The sequence below is a fragment of the Ottowia thiooxydans genome (assembly GCF_040548795.1).
GTDB classification, from domain to species: Bacteria; Pseudomonadota; Gammaproteobacteria; order Burkholderiales; family Burkholderiaceae_C; genus Ottowia; species Ottowia thiooxydans_A.
In genome coordinates this window covers 1-21,976 of record NZ_JBEPSH010000002.1, presented here as the reverse complement: position 1 = coordinate 21,976, position 21,976 = coordinate 1, and the positions used below count along the sequence as shown (strand labels likewise).

Here is a 21,976-nt window from a genome sequence, read left to right as displayed (position 1 = left end):
CGAAAATTCATCGGTGGATCTGCCGCATTGGACGCGAGTCAGCTGTTTGGTGAGCCTTGGTTTTCTGACCTGAAAACCAAGGACAGAAGTTATAGCGCTGGCTTAACCGCCGCGCCTTACCTGCCTAGCTTCTGAAATTGCACGTCGGCCAATGCGATCTTGCCCGACTGAGCCGGAAGATCCAGACGCAGTTCCTGCAGCCGGTTCATATCCACTCCCGGAAAGGCGCTGAGCGGTATCGCAACCATATTCATCAACTGCACGGGTTCGCCATTGCCAAAGGGAAGGTCAGCAATATCCGGTATCAGAGGTGAACCAGAGCGCGGTGCTTTCGGGCCTGAATAGAGTGCGTCACTGAAGCGGCTCGCTCTCACGGACGCCGATTTCCCGGAAGCGTCCGTCAAGGACACCTCAATCTCCTGGCCAAAGGGTCGCACAACGGCAACGCGGAAAGAGAGTGTGTCGAACGCTTTTGCAGAGGCCCCATCCAGCTTGGTGGACATGCTGGCCTTCGGACTGCTCCAGGACAGCTGAATATGCTCGGAAATGGAGCGCAGTCCACCCGCGGCCAAGGCTTTGGTTTCGAAACCAGGTAACCGGGCGGGCATGCATGCCCCTTCGGATTCTGAGTTTCCATAAGGCATTTCGCACAAAGCAGCCGCATCAAAGCCACTCAAACTGACGGCACCGCCCAGATCATTTCTTCCCATGCTGTCGGCGTATTGAAACCGATGGATGCTCAGGCGGCTGGTGGCGTCTTTCTGTATGGTCAGAGCAATTCGTGCATCGCACGGCCATTCGCCCTCGGGGCAGGCCGCACGAGGCAATTGTGCCAAGCCGTCCCAGTACGAGCCGAAGGCCGATTCGCCCCCCACAAAATGGCGCATAAAGCCGTTGATGAGGAAAAGGCCGCCGCGGCGCTGATCCTCAGGGCTCATGTGAGGCGTTTGGTCACGCTGCGCATCGCAATAGGAATCGTGGGGAAGGTAAGGAGGGTTAGTGTCATCTCTTCTCCACTCTGTGTTGTAGTAGTTGTGGTTGGCCCCACGTACCAACACTTGGATATCTGCCGCAGTGTCGTAGTCGAAGCTATAGCGGTTGTTATCGTAAGTGCGGGCGCCCTGCATATTGAATACATCGCCGTCGCACGAAGGCAACACGACTGCCAGCGGAATGTTGGCCAAGCCAACAGTGCCGTAGAAATCAGTGGGGGCCAGCAGGAGCCCGCCTCGAAAGTTATAAGGCCTGACGGTGTTGGCGCTCGGGCTAAAGGTGACTTCCTCGGTTTCAAGGGCTTTCACAAATAGTTCGTTGTCGACTACGCCGGGGCTCACGACGGCAGCTAACAGTTCAGGATATCTGGCAAAGGTATCTGGCCTGTTAGCCAGTTGATTCTTCAATTCGATGGGTGTAACGGATTCGCGCTGCAGGTTGAACTTGAAGGCGTTGGTGAGGCCCTGGCCTCCACGAGAGTGGCCCATCACCCCGATACGTTCGAAATCGAGCTTGTCCTTCAGGGCAGACATCCAGCCGGGGCCACCGGATCTGTCGATCTTGCGCAGTTGGTCCAGAGTTCCCAGGATCAACTGTCCTCGCGAGACGCTGGAGGTGTCCCCGAAGTTGGATGGATCAAAGGGGTCATCTGTGCTGGCGTTGATGGCATTCGCGTCAATAGATACCGCCACATAGCCATGTTCGGCCAGATTCTGGGCGAGATAGTCGTAGCCTCTGTAGCTTGGGTCCGTGACTTCGTGATTGCCGTGCAAGAGCAAGACGATAGGGAAGCGGTCATTCACGCGCCCGCTTTTAGGCAAACTCGCTTGCGGAAAACGGATGGCTCCATGTATTGGCGTGAGAAAGACGCTTGGGAATGGCGCGATGCCCCGAACCGGCAAATGTCCGAGCTCATATTCGATCGCTTCAGACGCAACGTGCGTTGGCTGATCCTGGGGAGCGGGTGCTATTTGCGTGAAACGGACTGGGTCGGTAGGCTGGGGAGAAGGCGTTGGCTGAGGCTCTGCATCACCACCACCACCACAGCCACCCAAAGCGAGCAGCGCCACCAGGGCAAGCGTATATCGATTCATATAACTTAAAAAATGAAATCTATAGTTATATTCAATTATCCCGCTTTTTGACGCCCGTTTTGGTCGGTGCCATGAGCAGCCGCAGCTTGTCGCCCGAGAGGGCGGAGCCCAGGCTTCTCGGGCAAACCGGCCGGGACGCTACAGCACTTCGCTCGCGAAATCCGCCAAGCGGGAGCGTTCACCGCGAGCAAGCGTAATGTGGCCGCCATGGGGCCAGCCCTTGAAGCGGTCCACCGCGTAGGTCAGGCCTGAAGAGCCTTCTGTGAGATAGGGCGTGTCGATCTGGGCCAGGTTGCCCATGCAGATGATCTTGGTGCCAGGCCCCGCTCGGGTGATCAAGGTCTTCATCTGCTTGGGCGTCAGGTTCTGCGCTTCGTCGATGATGATCCACTTGTTCATGAAGGTGCGGCCGCGCATGAAGTTCATGCTCTTGATCTTGATGCGGCTGCGGATCAGCTCGTTGGTCGCCGCACGTCCCCATTCACCGGCGCCGCCTGTCTCTCCTTTGGCCAGGAATTCGAGGTTGTCATCGAGCGCACCCATCCAGGGGCCCATCTTTTCTTCTTCGGTGCCCGGCAGGAAGCCTATGTCTTCCCCGACGCTGACTGTGGCGCGGGTCATGATGATTTCCGTGTAGCGGCGGTCATCCAGCACTTGCGTCAATCCAGAGGCCAGCGCCAGCAGGGTTTTGCCCGTTCCGGCGGTGCCGGCCAGGGTGACGAAGTCGATTTCAGGGTCCATCAGCAAGTTGAGAGCAAAGTTCTGCTCGCGGTTGCGGCTGGTCACTCCCCAAACTGCATTCTTCAAATGACCGAAATCCCTCAATGTCTTGAGGACGGCGGTCTTATCTCGGATTTCCGATACGCGGGCGTAAAGGCTTGGCTCTCCGGGAGATTCGAAGTAGACGAATTGATTGATCATCAGGCTGGGCACGATAGGCCCGCTGATGCGGTAGTAGGTGTGGCTGCCAGATTGCCAGCTTTCCACCGTCTTGCTCTGGCGGGTCCAGAAATCCGATGGCAGCGCGAGCGAACCAGAGAACAGCAGATCGCCGTCTTCCAGCGTCTTGTCGTTTTCGTAATCTTCAGCACACAGGCCCATCGCACGGGCCTTGACGCGCATATTGATGTCCTTGGACACCAGAATGACCTCGCGGGACGGGTGCTTCTTCGTCAGTGCAGCGAGCACTCCGAGAATCTGGTTATCCGCCTTGCCTTGGGGCAGCGCCACAGGCATGGTGGTTTCCAGGGGAGTGGTTTCGAAATAGAGCTTACCTCCCGCTTCTCTGTAGCCGGTGGAGTCCAGCTGCAATCCCGCCGTCATGTCAGCGTCCTTGACGCCCGCCAGGGCATCCAGCGAGCGGCTGGTCTGCCGACCGTTGCGAGCGACCTCGGTCATGCCCTTCTTGTGAGCATCGAGTTCTTCCAGCACGATCATGGGCAGGAAAATGTCGTGTTCCTCGAAGCGGAACAAGGCCATAGGGTCGTGCAGCAGGACGTTGGTGTCGAGCACAAACAAGCGCGTTGGCCCCGTGTTCTTGGGTTTGCGTTTGGCCTCGGACTTCGGTGCGGGCTGGGGTGCAGGCGCTGACGACTGCTTGCGGTTCGTGGTGGCGGTCCTTTTTGGGGCCACTGCAGTGGTTTCCGAGTTGCTTACCGGAGACGCTGACGCGGACGAAGACGTAGCGCTGGTTACCGTGGACACGGCAGGGGGGGGCGGTGCTGCCAGCAAGCGGGCTGCGGGCCGGGGCGCTTCAGTCGCTTCTGCCGACGTGGCATGGGCCGCGCGCGGCTTGCCTCGCCGAGTGGACTGGTCTATGGCTTCTGAAGACAACTGTGCGCCGCGTTTGGCGGGCGGAGGAGGCAGAGGCATGAGTTATGTAGACGTGAAGCTAAAACGAAAAAGCCGCCTTGAAGCCAAGGCGGCCTTGTATGGAGTCGATCGATCCGGTGTGCAACGGCATTCAGGCCATTATGCACAACTGCGAGAGGCTTGGAACCTCAAGCCGCTTTTTTCATCACCTTGACGGCTTTCAGGACATCCTCAACATGACCTGGAACCTTGAGGCCACGCCATTCCTGCACCAGCAGGCCTTCGGCGTTGACAAGGAAGGTGCTGCGCTCAATGCCTTTGACCTTCTTGCCGTACATGATCTTGTTTTTCACCACACCGAACATGTGGCACATTTTTTCTTCGGTGTCAGCAATCAGCTCGAAAGGCAGCTCAAGCTTGGTCTTGAAGTCTTCGTGCGATTTCATGTTATCGCGCGAAACGCCGAACACAATGGCTCCGGCTTTCACGAAGTCTTTGTACTTGTCGCGAAACTGCATGGCCTCGGTTGTGCAACCGGGCGTATTGTCTTTGGGATAGAAATAAAGAATCAGCGCCTGGCCGAGGTGAGAGGTGTTGGTAACTTTGATGTCGCCTGTGGCGATCGCTTCAAATTCGGGCAGGGGTTTGTTGACAACGATCGCCATATGAACTTCAATCTCTCTCGTGACGGGTTTTTCTTAGACGCGGCACGCCGTCTCCCGGCGCTGCACCCGTACTTCATAGAAGTGAAAGTGGAAGGCTTTTGACCTCACTCTGGGCCTCCATAACTCAAGGTTTGTGTACTTAAGTTAAGTTTTCTTGGCTGTGATCGTCATGTTTCACCATGATGATCCAAGCTTGAGGCCGCTTGTCGGGCGCCGCAGCAGTCGGCAACCCTGGATTTTACCTCATTTCACGCTTCGTTGCTTGGTTGCCACTTTCTATGAGTAGAGCCGCCACTACGCGGCGACCTTCACCAGCCAGAATATTGTAGGTACGGCAGGCGGCGGGTGTGTCCATGGTTTCGATGCCGATATTGGCTTCAATCAGTGGCCTCAGCCACTCCGGGCGCGGAAAACGCAACCTTTCTCCACTACCAAATACCACCAATTCCGGGGAGGCCGCAGCCAGGCGTTCGAAATGCGCGGCACTCAGGTGTTCGAAATTATCGCAATCCCACGCTACGCGTTCGCCATTGGCATGGAGCAGGAAGCTGCTGGTAATGCGCTCGCCGCCAACGGCGATCCAGTCAGGGCCATAGCCGCTGATGGTGGCGGCGCCAACGAGGTCGGGCTGAAATTTCATGAGATACGCTCAAACTCAGTAGTGAACTGTGGTCAAATTGTAGGTTTTCCCAAGCGAGAACGCTCACTGGAGGGTTTCCTCATGAAGGCGATCAAGAAATCGGCCAAGCTGGCCAACGTGCTCTATGACGTACGCGGTCCCATTGTGGACGCCGCCAAGCAGATGGAGGACGAAGGTCAGAAGATCATCAAGCTGAACATCGGCAACCTGCTGCCGTTTGGATTCGAAGCACCGGAAGAAATCGTGCAGGACATGGCCAAGAATCTGGCCAACTCTGCCGGCTATTCAGACAGCAAGGGCATTTTTTCCGCGCGCAAGGCGGTTATGCACTACACCCAGCAGCAGGGTATTGCTGGCGTCACTATGGACGACATCTATCTGGGCAACGGAGCCAGCGACCTGATTGGAATGGCCGCCAATGCGCTCCTGTCCGATGGCGATGAAATGCTGGTGCCTGCGCCCGACTATCCTCTGTGGACTGCAGTGGCCAGCCTCTCCGGCGGAAAACCAGTTCACTACATCTGCGATGAATCCAGCGGGTGGATGCCCAATCTTGATGACATCCGCGCCAAGATCACGCCTCGTACCCGGGCCATCGTGGTGATCAATCCCAACAACCCTACCGGCGCTCTCTATTCAGATGAGCTGCTGCTGGGCATTGTGGGCATTGCGCGTGAGCATGGCCTGGTACTCATGGCCGATGAGGTCTACGACAAAGTCCTGTTTGACGATGTCAAGCACACGGCCATCGCGTCGTTATCCACCGATGTCCTCACGCTGACCTTCAACTCGCTTTCAAAGGCCTATCGCTCCTGCGGGTTTCGGGCCGGCTGGATGATCGTCTCGGGTGACAAGAGCCAGGCGAGCGACTACATCGAAGGCCTGAACATGCTGGCCAACATCAAACTTGGCTCCAACGTTCCAGGACAGTTCGGAATTCAGACCGCGCTGGGCGGGTATCAAAGCATCCAGGACCTGGTTTGCGAAGGAGGGCGTTTGCGCCGCCAGCGCGATCTGGCTTACGACCTCATCTCTGCCATTCCAGGTGTGACATGTGTCAAGCCCAAGGCTGCGCTGTACATGTTCCCGCGTCTGGACCCCCAGATGTACCCCATTGAGGACGACCGCCAGTTCTTCATGGAGGTGTTGCGCGCAACGCGTGTGATGCTGGTGCAAGGCTCGGGCTTCAACTATCCCGATAACCAGCATTTCCGCATTGTTTTCCTCCCTCACGAAGACGACCTTCGGGTGGCCATCGGCCGCTTGGCCAAATTCCTGGAGCAATACCGTGCCCGCCACGCGCACGCCGCGCCGGTGGTCAATATTGCTTCAAAAAAAGAAGCCGCACGCGCCTGATTCATCAGGCTTGATGCTCCGCGACTGATCGTAAGTTTGAATCTTTATCTCATGAATCCCATAAAAGTAGGCTTGCTTGGCATAGGTACCGTCGGTGGCGGCACATTCAACGTTCTGCGGCGCAATCAGGAAGAAATCCAGAGCCGCGCTGGACGAGGCATTGCCATTACCATGGTGGCTGATCTTGACACCGCCCGTGCACGTGAGGTCGTGGGACCTGGCGTGGAAGTCGTCTCTGATGCCCGCGCGGTGATTGCCAATCCTGAGATCGAGATCGTTGTCGAACTCATTGGAGGCTACGGTATTGCCAAGGCGCTGGTCCTGGAAGCCATTGCCGCAGGCAAACATGTGGTGACCGCCAACAAGGCATTGCTGGCAGTGCACGGCACCGAGATCTTCGAAGCAGCGCAGAAAAAAGGCGTCATAGTGGCTTTCGAAGCAGCGGTGGCTGGTGGCATTCCCATCATCAAAGCGCTTCGCGAGGGCTTGACGGCCAACCGCATCCAGTGGATCGCCGGCATCATCAACGGCACCACGAACTTCATCCTCAGCGAAATGCGCGACAAGGGGTTGGACTTCAACGTGGTGCTCCAGGAAGCGCAACGTCTGGGCTATGCAGAAGCAGACCCGACATTCGACATCGAAGGCGTGGATGCCGCTCATAAGGCGACCCTCATGAGTGCCATCGCTTTCGGTATCCCGGTTCAGTTCGACAAGGCGTATATCGAGGGCATCACCAAGCTGGCTGCCACCGACATCCGCTATGCGGAGCAACTGGGCTACCGCATCAAACTGCTGGGCATCACCAAGCGCCGCGAAGGCGAAGGCGTGGAGTTGCGAGTACATCCTACCCTGGTGCCGGCCAAACGCCTCATTGCCAACGTGGAAGGTGCCATGAACGCAGTGGTCGTCAATGGCGATGCCGTGGGGACCACGCTCTACTACGGTAAGGGCGCCGGCAGCGAACCGACGGCAAGTGCAGTCATTGCTGACCTGGTGGACGTGACGCGTCTGGCCACCAGCGACGCGGCGCATCGCGTGCCGCATCTCGCGTTCCAGCCTGGCTCTCTGCGTGATGTCTCCGTGTTGCCGATGGACAGGATCATCACCAGCTACTATTTGCGCCTTCGCGTGAAAGACGAAGCGGGCGTGTTGTCTCAGGTCACGCGAATCCTGGCAGATTCCAATATCAGCATCAATGCTGTGTTGCAGCGCGAAGCCGATGAAGTGGCTGGTACCGACGCCGGCGCAGGCGAGGTCACGCCAGATCAGACTGATCTGATCATCCTGACCCATGACACTACCGAAGGCACGATGAATAAAGCCCTGGTGCTGATGGAGGCATTGCCCGCAGTGCTGGGTGGCGTGGTGCGTATCCGCAAGGAAGAGCTGGCCTGAACTCCAGAAGAATTTCCTGACAATGAACTACATCTCCACCCGCGGCGACACCACCCCCCGCAAATTTTGCGACATCCTTCTTGAAGGACTGGCTCCCGATGGTGGCCTGTACCTACCGCAGCAGTACCCCCAGATCGATGCCGCCACCCTGGCGGCGTGGCGCGAGGTTCATGCCCAACAGGGGTATGCTGCGCTGGCGTTTGAAATCCTGTCGCTGTATATAGACGACATTCCGGCTGCTGATCTCAAGGCCATTTGCGCCAAGACTTACACGTCGGAAGTCTTCGGCTCTGAAGCCATCGTGCCTTTGAAAAAGCTGCGCGACGGATTTTTCCTCGAGGCACTGTCCAACGGCCCCACATTGGCCTTCAAGGACATGGCCATGCAGTTGTTGGGCAATCTGTTCGAGTATGAGTTGGCACGACGGGGCCAGCAGCTCAACATCCTTGGCGCGACCAGTGGCGATACTGGCAGTGCGGCGGAATACGCCATGCGGGGCAAGAAGGGTATTCGCGTATTCATGCTGAGTCCTCACGGGCGCATGAGTGCGTTTCAGCAGGCGCAGATGTTTTCTCTGCAGGACGAGAACATTCACAATATCGCGGTCGAAGGTGTGTTTGACGACTGCCAGGACATCGTCAAGGCAGTGAGCAATGATCTGGCGTTCAAACGGCGCTATAGCATTGGGACTGTCAATTCCATCAACTGGGCACGGCTGCTGGCTCAGGTGGTCTACTATTTTGCTGGGTATTTCCAGGCTACGGCCTCCAACGACGAGCGCGTCAGCTTTGCGGTTCCCAGCGGCAATTTTGGCAATGTTTGCGCCGGCCATGTTGCGCGCATGATGGGCTTGCCCATCCATCAACTGGTGGTTGCCACCAACGAAAACGATGTGCTCGACGAGTTCTTTCGCACCGGCCTCTACCGTGTGCGTTCGGCTGCGGACACGCATGAGACATCCAGCCCGTCCATGGACATCAGCAAGGCCAGCAACTTCGAGCGTTTTGTGTTCGATCTACTTGGGCGAGATGGTCCCCGGGTGAAGAAACTCTTCACGGATGCCCTGGCAAGTTCAGGCAGCTTCGATCTGAGTGCAGACCCTGCCTTTAAGCAAGCCAGTTCGACTTACGGATTTGTGAGCGGCAAAAGCTCCCATGCCGATCGCCTTGACACGATTCGCCAACTCTTTGAACAGCATGGCGTGATGGTGGATACCCATACCGCCGATGGCGTGAAAGTCGCTCGTGAGCATGAGCAGGCGGGCGTGCCCATGATCGTGCTGGAAACTGCGCTGCCGATCAAATTTGCTGCGACCATCGTAGAGGCACTGGGTCGCGAGCCTGATCGGCCCGCCAAGTTCGAGGGCATCGAAGCGCTGCCGCGCCGCGTGCAGATCATGTCCGCAGATTCAGGTGCCGTGCAGCGACTCATCGCCGCCAATTGCTAGAGAAGGTGTGAACGAATCCCTCATGCCCGCCTTGACCGCCAAAAACCACCCGCTCCGCGTAACAAATACTCGCCATAGCACGAGCTATGGCTGCGCTTTGCGCCTTGATCGGGCGGCTTTTGACGGTCCTTTCGAGCATGCCGGATGCATTCACACCTTCTGATATGCCCATGAAAGTGGTTTGCTTTGCCGGGTACTCCGGCTCCGGCAAGACACATTTGATTGAGCGTCTTATTCCTGTCTTCAAAGCGCGTGGCTTGCGGGTTTCCGTTGCCAAGCACGCCCACCACAAGTTCGACCTGGATCATCCCGGCAAGGACAGCTTCCGTCATCGCGAAGCGGGGGCCTTTGAGGTTGTGGTGGCGTCTGGGCGGCGATTGGCGCTGATGCGCGAGTTCGAGCGTGAAACGCAGCTCTCGGTGCGAGATCTCATTGCGGAACTTGACCACCGCGTAGACTGGGTTTTCGTCGAAGGCTTCAAACACGCAGACTTACTGAAGATTGAAGTCTGGCGCGCTGCGTGCGGCGAGCCTCCGCGCTACATCAACGACGAGTTCATGGCCGCCATGGCCACTGATTCACCGGGCGAGCTTTCGGTTCTGCCCTCTTATCCTTTGCTGGATCTGAATGCTACGGAAGCGGTGGCGGCGTGGTTGCTCGAAAATCAAGATCGCTTCGAATACGATTCTTCTCCAAATCTTAAGCTCAGTCTGACCGATGCCTGCTGATTCACCTCGCCGTCCTCCGCTGATGCCCCTTGACGAGGCTTTGGAGAGGGTGCTTGCGCAAGCAACCCCATTATCTGGTCGGGAGCTGGTAGATACCTTCGAGGCCGATGGCAGGGTCTTGATGGAAGACGTCGTTTCGGGTCTGCAGGTGCCGCCCCAAGATAACTCCGCCATGGATGGCTACGCTGTCCGTGCAGCAGATGTGACCTCTTCCGGGGCGGTGCTGCCTGTCACGCAGCGCATCGCTGCAGGGCATGCGGGTGCACCGCTCCTGGCGGGAAGTGCTGCGCGAATTTTTACCGGTGCACCCATTCCTGCTGGCGCTGACGCGGTAGTCATGCAAGAAGACGCAGAGGCCTTGGACGACGGTGCACGCGTGCGCATCCATGCTCCACCGGCCAAAGGTCAATGGGTGCGCAGTGCAGGCGAAGATGTCACGCGCGGTGCGGTGATCCTCAAGAGGGGAGAGCGCCTCCGTGCGGCCAGCATTGGACTTGCGGCGGGCATAGGCCGGGATCGTCTTCAGGTGAGTGCGCGGCCGCGTGTGGCCCTGTTTTCCACCGGCGACGAGCTGGTCATGCCAGGGGAAACGCCACCAGAACTCATGAAACCTGGGGCCATCTACAACAGCAACCGCTACTTTCTCCGCGCGCTACTCCGTCAATTGGGTTGCGCAGTGACCGATCTGGGCATCGTTCCTGATCAGCGGTCGGCTACGCTGAGTGCGCTGCAGAGTGCTGCCGATCAACATGATTTGATTCTCACCAGCGGCGGCGTATCTGTCGGAGAAGAGGACCATATCAAGCCGTCTGTCGAAGAGCTAGGCGCACTTGATCTTTGGCAGATTGGCATGAAGCCTGGAAAGCCTTTCGCATACGGTCACGTGAAGCGATCTGATGCCATTGCTGGTGCTGACCGCACTCATTTCGTCGGACTGCCCGGTAACCCGGTTTCGAGTTTCGTGACTTTTCTAATGCTGGTCAGGCCCTTTTTGCTCAAGCTCCAAGGTGCCAGCGAAGTAGGTGTTGCATCAGTTGCTGTCAGGGCTGATTTCGATTGGCCCAAAGCCGATAAGCGACGCGAATTCCTGCGGGCCAGGCGCAATGCCGACGGGGGTCTTGACCTTTATCCGAATCAAAGTTCGGGAGTGCTCACCTCCGCGCACTGGGCCGATGGTCTGGTAGACAACCCCGCAGGCGCAACCATTGCCAAGGGGCAGCTTGTACGTTTCATCCCGATGGCGGAGTTCCAGTAAGTCGACATGAAAACCATCACCATCCGCTACTTTGCCAGCATCCGTGAAGCATTGGGGACGGGCAGCGAGACAGTGCAAACTTCCGCCACTACGATTGAAGCGCTACGTGACGAACTGATCGCACGCGGCGGCATTCATGCGGAAGTCCTCGCCCGGGGCAAGGCAGTGCGAGTCGCATTGAATCAGATCATGAGTTCAGAGGCGGCCGAATTGATCGACGGGGCAGAGCTGGCATTTTTTCCTCCAGTGACAGGCGGCTGACACTTCACTGACGAGAGGGCTTTCGTTGGCAATGTACAACTTAAGTTTGCATGCATCCCCGCGCCGAAGGAAAATAGGGGAATGTGCGCGCCAGCCATGAAATTCCCGCAATCATCTTCGCTATAGCGAGATTTCGAGGGGATTTGATGGATGGTACGTCCAGAGCGGTTTTTTTGAAAAATGCGCCGGTACAACGGGGCTGCAGATTCGAAGCCGTCCAATAAAGCGTGACAGCCGCTCGCCGTACTCAGTCTATTCAGACTATTGAGCTACAGGGCCCGATGCGTTCTGTCGCGCGTTGACATCCAGCACCTATCAAGGCCTAACCACCCGTCCTCTGACACCTGCTGCCGTGCGCGGCAGCGTGGCAAGCAATGAGGTGCGCTGTCAAAAGCAGCGCGACTCCAACCTTACCTATTCCCCCGTGTGGATCGAGGAAGGCCAGCAGCCAGAAAGAGGGCGTTCCAAGCCATCAGCCGGGAGGCATTCATGCTCGAACTAAGAGACGATTCGCGAAATCGTCCGATCTATCATTCTCTTTATTTTCAGGTGATCCTGGCCATCGTGCTGGGGGTCGCTCTAGGACATTTTGCGCCAGGCACTGCTGTCAAAATGCAGCCGCTAGGCGATGGCTTCATCAAGCTCATCAAGATGAGCATTGCGCCCATCATATTCTGCACGGTGGTGGTGGGTATTGCGGGCATGGAAGACATGAAGCGCGTGGGCAAGACAGGCGGCATTGCCTTGCTTTACTTCGAAATCCTCAGCACGTTGGCACTGGTGGTCGGTCTGGTGGTCATCAACGTGGTCAAGCCCGGAGTGGGCATGAATGTGGACCCCACTACGCTAGATACCAAGTCCATAGAGAGCTACACAAAGCCTGGGCAGATGCAGACAACGGCTGATTTTCTGCTTCACGTGATTCCCGAGACCATTGTGGACGCGTTTGCAAAGGGCGAGATTCTCCAGGTGCTGCTGTTCGCGGTGCTGTTCGGATTCGCACTGCATAAGTTCGGCGGGCGCGGAACCTTGGTGTTCGACTTTATCGAGAAATTCTCCCACGTACTGTTCGTCATCGTCGGCTACATCATGAAGGCTGCGCCTATAGGGGCGTTTGGTGCCATGGCATTCACCATCGGCCAATACGGACTGGGTTCGCTGGTACAGCTTGGCTCTTTGATGCTGACCTTCTATGCCACCTGCCTGATCTTCATTTTTGTCGTGCTCGGGCTTGTGGCTCGCTGGGCGGGCTTCTCTATCTTCAAATTTCTGAAGTACATGAAAGAGGAGCTTTTGATTGTGCTGGGGACCTCTTCTTCGGAAACCGTGATGCCGCGCATGATGGCCAAACTGGAGAATCTGGGTGTGCGCAAATCCGTGGTCGGGCTGGTGATTCCAACCGGGTACTCCTTTAACCTGGATGGCACTTCGATCTATTTGACGATGGCTGCGGTATTTATTGCCCAGGCGACCAATACGCCCCTGGACCTCTCTCATCAACTGACCTTGCTCTTTGTTCTGCTCCTGACTTCCAAGGGCGCTGCAGGTGTGACAGGCAGTGGCTTCATTGTGCTGGCAGCCACGCTGGGGGCTGTGGGGCAGGTGCCCGTAGCGGGGATCGCGTTGATTCTTGGCATTGACCGTTTCATGAGCGAGGCGCGCGCGCTGACCAACCTGGTGGGCAACGGCGTCGCTACTGTGGTGGTTGGCAAGCTCACCGGTGAACTGGATGCCCAGCGTATGCGGCAAGTGTTGAATGGTGAATCCGTCGAGCTGAACGAAGAGCCAGAAGAGGTGCTGGATGCCAAGACGGAGACCATGAACGTACGTTCATGAAAACCGGGCATTTCGAAGCGCTGCGAGGGTGCTTGGTCTCAGGAGCCCTTGGAGTCCCTGGAGCCTCTTCCCTTAAGAGCGCGCCCCTTCGGTGGGTGTAACGCTCCTGGAGAAGAAACAGCTTGTGCGCGACTCCCATGAAGGTCCCGGGGCAGTGCACAATCTCTCAATGGCTTCTGCACGCGTTTCCATCCAGACCGAAGATTTCAACCTCAGCAAGGAAGTGGCCGCACTTCGCGCTGGCGATGCGCGGGTGGGTGCAGTTTGTGCATTCATCGGCACGGTTCGTGATCGCAACGATGGGCAATCCGTGGCAGCGATGGAGCTTGAGCACTATCCCGGTATGACCGAAAAGGCCATTGAGGCCATGATTGACGAGGCGCACGCTCGCTTTGACCTGTTTGGGGTGCGTGTCATCCACCGTGTGGGTTTGCTCGCCCCGCAGGACCAGATCGTCATGGTGGCTGTGACCTCAGCACACAGGGGGGAGAGCTTTCAGGCCTGTGAATTCCTGATGGATTACTTGAAGACCCAGGCGCCGTTCTGGAAGAAAGAAGAAACCCCTGATGGGGCGCGGTGGGTGGATGCCAGGACTTCAGACGACGCGGCGCTGGCCCGTTGGGGCATTCAGGCTGCCAATTCCTGAGTTTGCGGCGCCAAGTGGTGGCGCTACGCCGCCTTCAAACGATGACCTTGACCGCGCGCCCTCGCGTTGGCTGGTCTTTTTCAATGAGATGTATGTTGATGCACTTTTCGCGATACCTGTCCGCGATGTTGTTGTTCGCCCTCGGCTTGGCGGCCCAAGCGCAAGAAGGTGCCAGGCCCCGAGCTGGCCAGACCTGGAAGGCCGAGGTTACCTACGTGGTCGACGGCGATTCGATCTGGGTGCGATCGGAGCCAGACGGTCGGCGCCGCAAGTTGAGGTTGGACGGCGTCGACGCACCGGAGATTTGCCAGACTTACGGTCCTGAGGCGAGAGCGGCCATGCAAGCTTTGGTGAAAGGAGGACCTGTGCTGGTCACCGTGCGCGCCTATGACCGATTTGGCCGTGGTATCGCGTCGGTCCGCAGGACTTCGGACAAGCTGGACATTGCTGCGGCCATGGTGGAGCAGGGTTGGTCTTGGACGCCGGTCTACCAAGGCCGGCGTGGCAAATATTGGCGTCAAGAAGCGGTTGCGCGTGAGCAGGGCAGGGGTGTTTTTTCAGAGCAGACGCCCATGTCTCCCGCCGAATTTCGAAAAAAACATGGCCCGTGTGGAGCCAAGGCGTATTCTTAAGTCTGAGTTTTAGTCTTGAAAGCCCGGGTGCAGGCCCTCAACTGGGGTTCAATTGGAGGCTATTCATGCGATTGGACAAACTTACCACCAAATTTCAGGAAGCACTGGGCGACGCACAGACACTCGCCCTCGGAAATGACAACGCCTATATCGAGCCCGTTCACCTGCTGGCAGCCATGCTGCGGCAAAACGAGGGGCCAAAGGCATTGCTTCAGCGTGCAGGCGTCAACGTAGCCAAACTGGCGCAGGAGACTGAAGCGGCCATCAAGCGCTTGCCCAGCGTGCATGGGCACGAGCAGGTCAACGTCGGCCAGGAAATGAACAAGCTGCTTCAGGCGACCGAAAAGGAAGCCATAAAGCGCGGTGACCAGTTCATCGCTGCGGAATTGTTCCTGCTGGCTTTGGCGGACGCCAAGGATGAGGCAGGACGCCTGGCTCGGGAGAACGGGCTGGCCCGCAAGAGCCTTGAAGCAGCCATTGACGCGGTCCGCGGCGGCCAGACCATGGATTCTGCGGAAGGCGAGTCGCAGCGCGAGTCATTGAAAAAATACACGCTGGACCTGACGGAGCGGGCGCGCCAAGGCAAGCTCGATCCGGTGATCGGTCGCGACGATGAAATTCGCCGCACTATCCAGGTGCTGCAGCGGCGCACCAAGAACAACCCGGTACTGATCGGCGAGCCGGGCGTGGGCAAGACGGCCATCGTTGAAGGCCTGGCTCAGCGCATCGTCGCCGGCGAAGTTCCGGACACTCTGAGAGACAAGCAGGTCCTTTCGCTGGACATGGCTGGCCTTTTGGCCGGAGCCAAGTACCGGGGCGAGTTCGAAGAGCGCCTGAAGTCTGTGTTGAAAGAGGTCGCGGCTGAGGAAGGGCGCATCATTCTCTTCATAGACGAAATCCACACCATGGTGGGCGCTGGAAAGGCCGAAGGCGCCATGGACGCCGGCAATATGCTCAAACCTGCGCTGGCCCGCGGTGAGTTGCATTGCATTGGAGCCACCACACTCGACGAATACCGCAAGTATCTGGAGAAAGATGCTGCGTTGGAGCGGCGTTTTCAAAAGGTGCTGGTGGGCGAGCCAAGTGTGGAAGACACCATCGCCATCTTGCGCGGCTTGCAGGAAAAATACGAAATTCACCACGGTGTCGACATCACTGACCCGGCCATTGTTGCCGCTGCCGAGCTGAGTGCCCGCTACATCACGGACCGCTTTTTGCCAGACAAGGCCATCGATCTGATCGATGAGGCCGCAGCCAAGATCAAGATAGAAATTGATTCCAAGCCTGAGGTGATGGACAAGCTTGATCGCCGCATGATTCAGCTCAAGATCGAGCGCGAAGCGGTGAAAAGGGAAAAAGACGAAGCCTCTCAAAAGCGGCTGGGCCTGATCGAAGAAGACCTTGGCAAGCTGGAAAAGGAATACGCCGACCTGGATGAGATCTGGAAGGCTGAAAAAGCCAATGCTCAAGGCAGTGAACAGCTGCGCAAAGACATTGACCACATCAAGTTCCAGATTCAGGAGGCCACTCGCAAAGGTGATTTCAACCAGGTTGCGGAGCTCCAGTACGGGAAGCTGCCCACTCTGGAAAAGCAGCTGAAGGAAGCTCAGGCCAGCGAAGGCAACAAGGCGCAGACTGCACCGCAATTGCTTCGTACCCAGGTGGGCGCAGAGGAAATCGCTGAAGTGGTCAGCCGCGCCACGGGCATTCCTGTCAGCAAGATGATGGAAGGCGAGCGCGAAAAACTTCTGCAGATGGAAGATGCCTTGCACCAACGTGTCGTGGGGCAGGAAGAGGCGATCAGCGCGGTGGCCAATGCCATTCGCCGATCACGCTCGGGTCTTGGCGATCCCAACCGACCCCTTGGCAGCTTTCTGTTCCTGGGTCCTACCGGGGTAGGTAAAACCGAGTTGACGAAAGCCTTGGCTGGATTCTTGTTCGACAGTACCGATCACATGATTCGCATCGACATGAGCGAATTCATGGAAAAGCACAGTGTGGCTCGGCTGATTGGCGCGCCTCCTGGCTACGTGGGGTACGACGAGGGCGGCTACCTGACCGAAGCCGTTCGTCGCAAGCCCTACAGCGTGGTCCTGTTTGACGAAATCGAGAAGGCTCATCCGGACGTTTTCAACGTTCTGCTTCAAGTGTTGGACGATGGCAGACTGACAGACGGCCAGGGCCGAACTGTGGACTTCAAGAACACTGTGCTCATCATGACCAGCAATATTGGCTCGCCCATGATTCAGAGCATGGCTGGCCAGCCCTACGACGACGTCAAAGACGCTGTGTTCGGCGAACTGAAGAACCACTTCCGGCCAGAGTTCTTGAACCGGATCGATGAGATCGTCGTTTTCCACGGTCTGGATGCATCGCAGATTGGCTCGATTGCCCGCATACAGCTGCGTACGTTGACAGAGCGCATGGCCAAGATGGATCTGCAGCTTAGGGTGTCGGATCAGGCGGTGGATGAACTTGCCAAGGTGGGGTTCGACCCTGTCTTCGGTGCGCGGCCTCTCAAACGGGCCATTCAGCAGCGCATCGAGAACCCGCTCTCCAAGCTTTTGCTGGAAGGTAAATTTCCGCCGAAGTCAGACATTGACGTGTCGGTTGACCCCATCAAAGAGCCTGGAGTCTTCAAGTTCACGACTTGAGGTGATTGCTCGTTAGCTGGCATAGGGGCGGGTTATCCGCCTCAGCCCAAGAAAGGCACACCGGCATCATGCCGGTGTGCCTTTCTTTTCTCTATCATTCGGACATGACTTTACCGAGCCACCTGCGAGCTGTTTTTGACGAGCAGTTTCGCGCAAGCCGAGCCCAGATCGACACGCCGATTGAAGAGCGTCGTCGGCGCCTGGATCTGCTTGAACGCTTGCTGACAGACAACGCCGAAGCACTGGCGGCGGCTGTGGACGCGGATTTCGGAGGACGGGGCGCTGCGTTGACGGATATCGCCGATATGTTTGTGCTGCGCGCTACGTTTGCCGAGCTCAAGCGGAATCTGGTCCACTGGAGCAAACCCAAGCGCGTACGTACGCCGATCTACCTGCAGCCTTCAACGGCACGCATAGAGCGCCAGGCCCTCGGCGTGGTGGGCATCATTGGGCCTTGGAATTACCCGTTGCAACTGACGTTAGGCCCTGCGGCCACAGCGCTTGCTGCAGGTAATCGGGTGATGGTCAAACCCAGCGAACTGACACCTGGCACTTCGGCCTTATTGGCCAAGTTGGTGAAGAAATATTTCCCCGAGAGCGAAATGACCGTGGTGCAAGGTGGGGCCGAAGAGGCGGCTGCTTTCGCGGCGCTGCCTTTCGATCACCTTTTCTTCACGGGCTCTACAGCGGTAGGGCGAAAAGTGGCGGAGTCTGCCGCCCGCAATCTGACCCCCGTTACCCTGGAGCTTGGAGGCAAGTCACCTTGCATTGTGGACGTTTCCTGTGAGGATCTGCGTGACGCTGCGCTGAAAATTGCCCATGGCAAGTTGCTCAACGGCGGTCAAACCTGCATCGCGCCAGATTACCTTGTGCTGCCACGGCATATGGAGGCCGCGTTCGTCGATGCTTACCGAGGTGCGATCGCTCAGATGTTTCCGCAAGTCGAAGGCAATCCAGACTATGCTGCCATTGTGAACGAGCATCACCAGGCTCGGTTGAAGGGCTTGCTCGACGACGCAGTGGCTCTGGATGCCAAGGTGATGGACGTGGGACCTGCAGCCACGGGCACCACCGACGCCAGCCGTCGCATGCGTCCTGTGCTGGTGTTGGATGTGCGGCCGGACATGCGGATCATGGACGAAGAGATTTTTGGCCCGGTTCTACCCGTGGTGCTCTACGACCAAATCGATGAAGTGTTGGTCAGAATCAATGCCGGTCCAAGGCCTTTGGCCTTGTATTGGTTTGGGGAAGACACTGCGCGCCGGGACAAAGTGCTCAGAGGAACTGTGAGTGGCGGCGTCACGATCAATGACACCTTGCTGCACGTCGCGCATGAACGCTTGCCGTTTGGCGGAGTAGGCGAGAGCGGTCAGGGCGCCTACCACGGCGAGGCTGGCTTTCTGCGCTTTACCCACCAGAAAAGTGTGTTGGTGCAATCGCGTTGGGCGCAAGGGGGCCTGCTGTACCCGCCCTATGGCGCGCGTTTTGAGCGCATCATGGGCTGGATCAGAAAGCTGCTTTAGGGCGTAAAGAGGGCCTCGAAATGCCTTCAGCCGTTTCGCTTTGCTTGCATACGAGAGAATGCACGAGGCGACTGTCCCAGCGTACCTTTGAACATGGCGCTGAAGGCGCTTTCACTGGCGTAGCCGCAGCGGGTCGCGACCTGCCCGACGGGTATGCCATTGGCCAGGAGCGGCAGGGCATGGGCGAGCACGACCTGCTGGCGCCACTGCTGATAGCTGGTGCCCAACTCTTCGTGAAACAGCCGCGCTGCAGTTCGCTCACTGGCTCCTACGCTTTTGGCCCAGTCAGCCAGTGTGGCCCGTTTGGCAGGGTTGCGCATGACCGCCTCGCACAGTGCGCTCAGTCGTTTGTCACCGTCACTGATGCGCGGCAAGGGCACTCCCAGAGTCTGCAGGTCTGCGCGTTGGAGCTCGTCCAGAACAAGCTGACTCAAGAGTCCTTCACGCGCGATCGACAGATTGCTGTCATCGAGTGCGAGCGCCAATTCACGAAACAGACCGCTCACTGCCAGGACGCGAGGTGTCGTCCAGTCCTGAGGTAGCGCAGCCCCGTCTATATATAGCGTATGCATGCGGGCTGCCTGAAGCGCTGTGATGGCGTGAGGCTCGTTCGGAGGAATCAGTATTGCTCTTGAGGGCGGCACAATAAAGCTGAGCTGCGCATCACTGCCGAGCACCACTTGCAGGAGGCCATCTGTGCAATAGGCCAATTGTGCCCACGCATGGTGATGCCGCTCAAAGTGCCACTCAGCAGGAAGATTCCGAGGGCGCGTGCGAACAGGGTGCTGGCTCGATGGAGCGAACGCCATAGGGTCGGCGACCAAGAGGGATTGGTCGGCAAAAAGGCGTTGCCTGGCGGCGTGAGCGAGTGGCATGGCGTGTATTCGACGATCCATGGCAGTTTATCGAATAGTGGAAAACCGTGCTCTGACGTAGCATTGCGAATTATGAGTTCATCCATCGTTGACCCTGCTGCTGCCTCCGGACCTGCGTCCCTGAAAGACGATGCGTCTGTGATTGGACTGGTGGGTGCCGGGCACTTGCTCAGCCACTACAGCCACCTGCTTCTTGCACCGCTTTTTCCATGGCTTAAGACGGAATTCAATGTCAGCTACACCGAACTCGGTTTCTTGATGACCGTGTATTTCGTTGTCTCTTGCGCTGTTCAAACCACCTCCGGGTTTATGGTGGACCGTTTTGGCCCGCGACCCATACTGTTTTTTGGACTGACATTGCTGGCCTTCGCGGCCTTCGGCTTTGCCGCCAGTACCAGCTACGGCATGCTGATGTTTTTTTCTGTAGTGGGCGGCATAGGCAACGGTGTTTTTCACCCGGTGGACTACACCTTGCTCAACCGCAAGGTGAGTGCTGGCCGATTGGGGCACGCCTACAGTGTTCATGGCATCACGGGCAGTCTGGGCTGGGCACTGGCGCCTGCGATGCTCGTGCCGTTGGCCATCACCTATTCGTGGCGCGTGGCATTGGTCGCCGCGGGTTCCTTGATTGTCCTCGTCTTGGCCTTACTGCTGGTGTACCGGGCACATTTGCATCTGCCGGTTGCTCCTGCGAGCAATTCGCAAGGAGAGGCAAAAGGGGAAGGGCGGTTTGACTTTCTCGCCATTCCAGCGGTTTGGATGTGCTTTGGTTTTTTCTTTTTCTACGCTGCCGCTCTCAGCGCTGTGCAGACCTTCGCTCCCGAGGCTGCTGGCAAGCTGCACGCGGTGCCTCCAGGGCTTGTGGCCATGTGCCTGACGATTTATATGCTGGCGGCTGCAGCCGGGATGGTGTTGGGTGGGTTTCTTATCAGCAACCCGGAGCGTTGTGAGCGCATCGTGGGCATAGGTTTTGGAGTGGTCGTCTGTATATCGCTTTGGCTCGGTTTCGGAGATTTGCCGGTGTGGATGGTACCGGTGCTGTTCGGCATGATGGGCTTCGCAGCCGGCAGCGCAGGCCCTTCGCGCGACATGCTGGTCAAGCGATCGGCACCTCCGAATGCGTCGGGTCGCGTGTACGGAGTGGTCTATTCCGGTCTTGACATCGGTCAAGCGGCCATGCCGCTGCTGTTTGGCGTCATGATGGACAAAGGGCAGTACCAGAACCTTTGGCTTGTGCTGGCGTTGACGCAAGCTGTGCTGATCGCCAGCGCGTTCAATGTACGCAAGGCTCGCAAAACCGCTTCTCCCGTTGCGGCCTGACAGGAGGAGGATCCCGCATTGTTTTGACCATGTCGTGAACCCTGCTGACTTCACGACTAAAGGAATTTTCCACGCTTCCTTGCTTCGCGTAGTCCGCTGCCCCCTATGCCGGGCGCCCCCTTGGGGGGTACTTTTTATTTTGGGACGGCCCGGCAATAAAAAAGCCAGCTACAAGAGCTGGCTTTTCTTTGGCCCAAAGGCGCGTGGATCAAGACAGGTGCGCGTTGATGAGTTTGGTCATCTCGAACATCGTGACTTGTGCTTTGCCGAAGATAGGCTTCAGCTTGGCATCTGCATTGATGTTGCGCTTGTTCTCGTTGTCTTGCAGCTTGTTGGCCTTGATGTACTCCCAGACCTTTTTCGTCACTTCAGTGCGTGGAACTGGCTTGTTGCCGATCACTGCAGCCAAAGCGGCGCTAGGTGTCATAGCCTTCATGAAGGCAGCGTTTGGTGTGCGCTTCTTGGCTGGAGCGGCAGCCTTCTTCGCAGGTGCAGCAGCTTTCTTGGCAGGAGCAGCGGCTTTCACCGGAGCGGCGGCTTTCTTGGCTGGAGCAGCGGCTTTCTTGGCCGGCGCCGCGACGGGAGCTTTCTTTGCAGTTGCCATGGTTGGATCCTCTTTGTTTGAAATTGGGAACATTTGGCCGGCGCAGTGTTTGCACCTTGCAGGCTGATCGCCATGCTACTGGATAAGTAGCACCCTTCCAAGAGGAAAATGTCCTTTTTCCCTCTGTGATGTTGCTTTTTTCTGTCGCTGGGCCGCCCCGAGACAAAAAGGCCCCCTCAGGGGGCAGCGAAGTCCACGAAGTGGCGAGCGTGGGGGTCCGTTTTGTCGCTGGGCCGC

18 protein-coding genes are annotated in these 21,976 nt (G+C 57.7%); 12 read left to right on the top strand and 6 right to left on the bottom strand.

Annotation, left to right across the window (positions count from 1 at the left end):
- Positions 1-116: 116 nt before the first annotated feature.
- From ABIE13_RS03720 to ABIE13_RS03705, 4 genes are all read right to left on the bottom strand, one after another.
- Positions 117-2,087, bottom strand: a complete 1,971-nt coding sequence (locus ABIE13_RS03720) for a hypothetical protein (RefSeq protein ID WP_354441283.1) — start codon at positions 2,085-2,087, stop codon at positions 117-119.
- 138 nt (positions 2,088-2,225) lie between these two features.
- Complete coding sequence (locus ABIE13_RS03715; RefSeq protein ID WP_354441281.1) at positions 2,226-3,959, bottom strand: PhoH family protein; 1,734 nt, start codon at positions 3,957-3,959, stop codon at positions 2,226-2,228.
- A gap of 128 nt (positions 3,960-4,087) precedes the next feature.
- Positions 4,088-4,564: a peroxiredoxin gene (locus tag ABIE13_RS03710; RefSeq protein ID WP_354441280.1), complete on the bottom strand. Its 477-nt coding sequence runs from the start codon at positions 4,562-4,564 to the stop codon at positions 4,088-4,090.
- 238 nt (positions 4,565-4,802) lie between these two features.
- Positions 4,803-5,204, bottom strand: a complete 402-nt coding sequence (locus tag ABIE13_RS03705) for an Mth938-like domain-containing protein (RefSeq protein ID WP_354441278.1) — start codon at positions 5,202-5,204, stop codon at positions 4,803-4,805.
- Between the two features lie 81 nt (positions 5,205-5,285).
- On the opposite strand from ABIE13_RS03705, the gene ABIE13_RS03700 reads away from it, so the two are divergent.
- The 11 genes from ABIE13_RS03700 (at position 5,286) to ABIE13_RS03650 (ending at position 18,940) form a co-directional block, all read left to right on the top strand.
- Entirely contained in the window at positions 5,286-6,560 is a 1,275-nt protein-coding gene (locus ABIE13_RS03700) for a pyridoxal phosphate-dependent aminotransferase (RefSeq protein WP_354441276.1), read from the top strand.
- Positions 6,561-6,611: 51 nt separating this feature from the next.
- Positions 6,612-7,958 carry a homoserine dehydrogenase gene (locus ABIE13_RS03695; protein WP_354441274.1) on the top strand — a complete coding sequence of 449 codons (1,347 nt, stop codon included), beginning with the start codon at positions 6,612-6,614 and terminating at the stop codon, positions 7,956-7,958.
- Positions 7,959-7,980: 22 nt separating this feature from the next.
- The gene (gene thrC / locus ABIE13_RS03690) at positions 7,981-9,405 is read left to right on the top strand and encodes a threonine synthase (RefSeq protein WP_354441273.1); all 1,425 of its coding nucleotides are present in this window, start codon (positions 7,981-7,983) and stop codon (positions 9,403-9,405) included.
- A 170-nt stretch (positions 9,406-9,575) separates the two neighbouring features.
- Positions 9,576-10,133, top strand: coding sequence for a molybdopterin-guanine dinucleotide biosynthesis protein B (mobB, locus tag ABIE13_RS03685; RefSeq protein WP_354442336.1), 558 nt, complete (start codon positions 9,576-9,578; stop codon positions 10,131-10,133).
- On the top strand, positions 10,123-11,388 hold the full coding sequence (locus ABIE13_RS03680; protein WP_354441271.1) for a molybdopterin molybdotransferase MoeA: 1,266 nt from the start codon (positions 10,123-10,125) through the stop codon (positions 11,386-11,388). Before mobB ends, ABIE13_RS03680 begins: the two co-directional genes overlap by 11 nt.
- A 6-nt stretch (positions 11,389-11,394) precedes the next feature.
- Positions 11,395-11,649, top strand: a complete 255-nt coding sequence (locus ABIE13_RS03675) for a MoaD/ThiS family protein (protein WP_354441270.1) — start codon at positions 11,395-11,397, stop codon at positions 11,647-11,649.
- Positions 11,650-12,138: 489 nt separating this feature from the next.
- Positions 12,139-13,485: a dicarboxylate/amino acid:cation symporter gene (locus ABIE13_RS03670; protein WP_354441268.1), complete on the top strand. Its 1,347-nt coding sequence runs from the start codon at positions 12,139-12,141 to the stop codon at positions 13,483-13,485.
- 169 nt (positions 13,486-13,654) lie between these two features.
- On the top strand, positions 13,655-14,131 hold the full coding sequence (gene moaE / locus ABIE13_RS03665) for a molybdopterin synthase catalytic subunit MoaE (protein ID WP_354441267.1): 477 nt from the start codon (positions 13,655-13,657) through the stop codon (positions 14,129-14,131).
- A 98-nt stretch (positions 14,132-14,229) separates the two neighbouring features.
- Positions 14,230-14,763: a thermonuclease family protein gene (locus tag ABIE13_RS03660; protein WP_354441265.1), complete on the top strand. Its 534-nt coding sequence runs from the start codon at positions 14,230-14,232 to the stop codon at positions 14,761-14,763.
- Positions 14,764-14,828: 65 nt separating this feature from the next.
- Entirely contained in the window at positions 14,829-17,417 is a 2,589-nt protein-coding gene (gene clpB / locus ABIE13_RS03655; RefSeq protein ID WP_354441264.1) for an ATP-dependent chaperone ClpB, read from the top strand.
- 104 nt (positions 17,418-17,521) lie between these two features.
- Positions 17,522-18,940, top strand: a complete 1,419-nt coding sequence (locus ABIE13_RS03650) for an aldehyde dehydrogenase family protein (RefSeq protein ID WP_354441262.1) — start codon at positions 17,522-17,524, stop codon at positions 18,938-18,940.
- Between the two features lie 26 nt (positions 18,941-18,966).
- Here ABIE13_RS03650 and ABIE13_RS03645 read toward each other — a convergent pair whose 3' ends face one another.
- On the bottom strand, positions 18,967-19,836 hold the full coding sequence (locus ABIE13_RS03645; RefSeq protein ID WP_354441260.1) for an AraC family transcriptional regulator: 870 nt from the start codon (positions 19,834-19,836) through the stop codon (positions 18,967-18,969).
- 51 nt (positions 19,837-19,887) lie between these two features.
- On the opposite strand from ABIE13_RS03645, the gene ABIE13_RS03640 reads away from it, so the two are divergent.
- Positions 19,888-21,135 (top strand): MFS transporter, encoded by a 1,248-nt coding sequence (locus tag ABIE13_RS03640; protein WP_354441258.1) that lies wholly within the window; start codon positions 19,888-19,890, stop codon positions 21,133-21,135.
- A 208-nt stretch (positions 21,136-21,343) separates the two neighbouring features.
- Here the strand turns inward: ABIE13_RS03640 and ABIE13_RS03635 are convergent, their stop codons facing one another.
- Complete coding sequence (locus tag ABIE13_RS03635) at positions 21,344-21,739, bottom strand: SWIB/MDM2 domain-containing protein (protein WP_354441256.1); 396 nt, start codon at positions 21,737-21,739, stop codon at positions 21,344-21,346.
- Between the last annotated feature and the right edge of the window lie 237 nt (positions 21,740-21,976).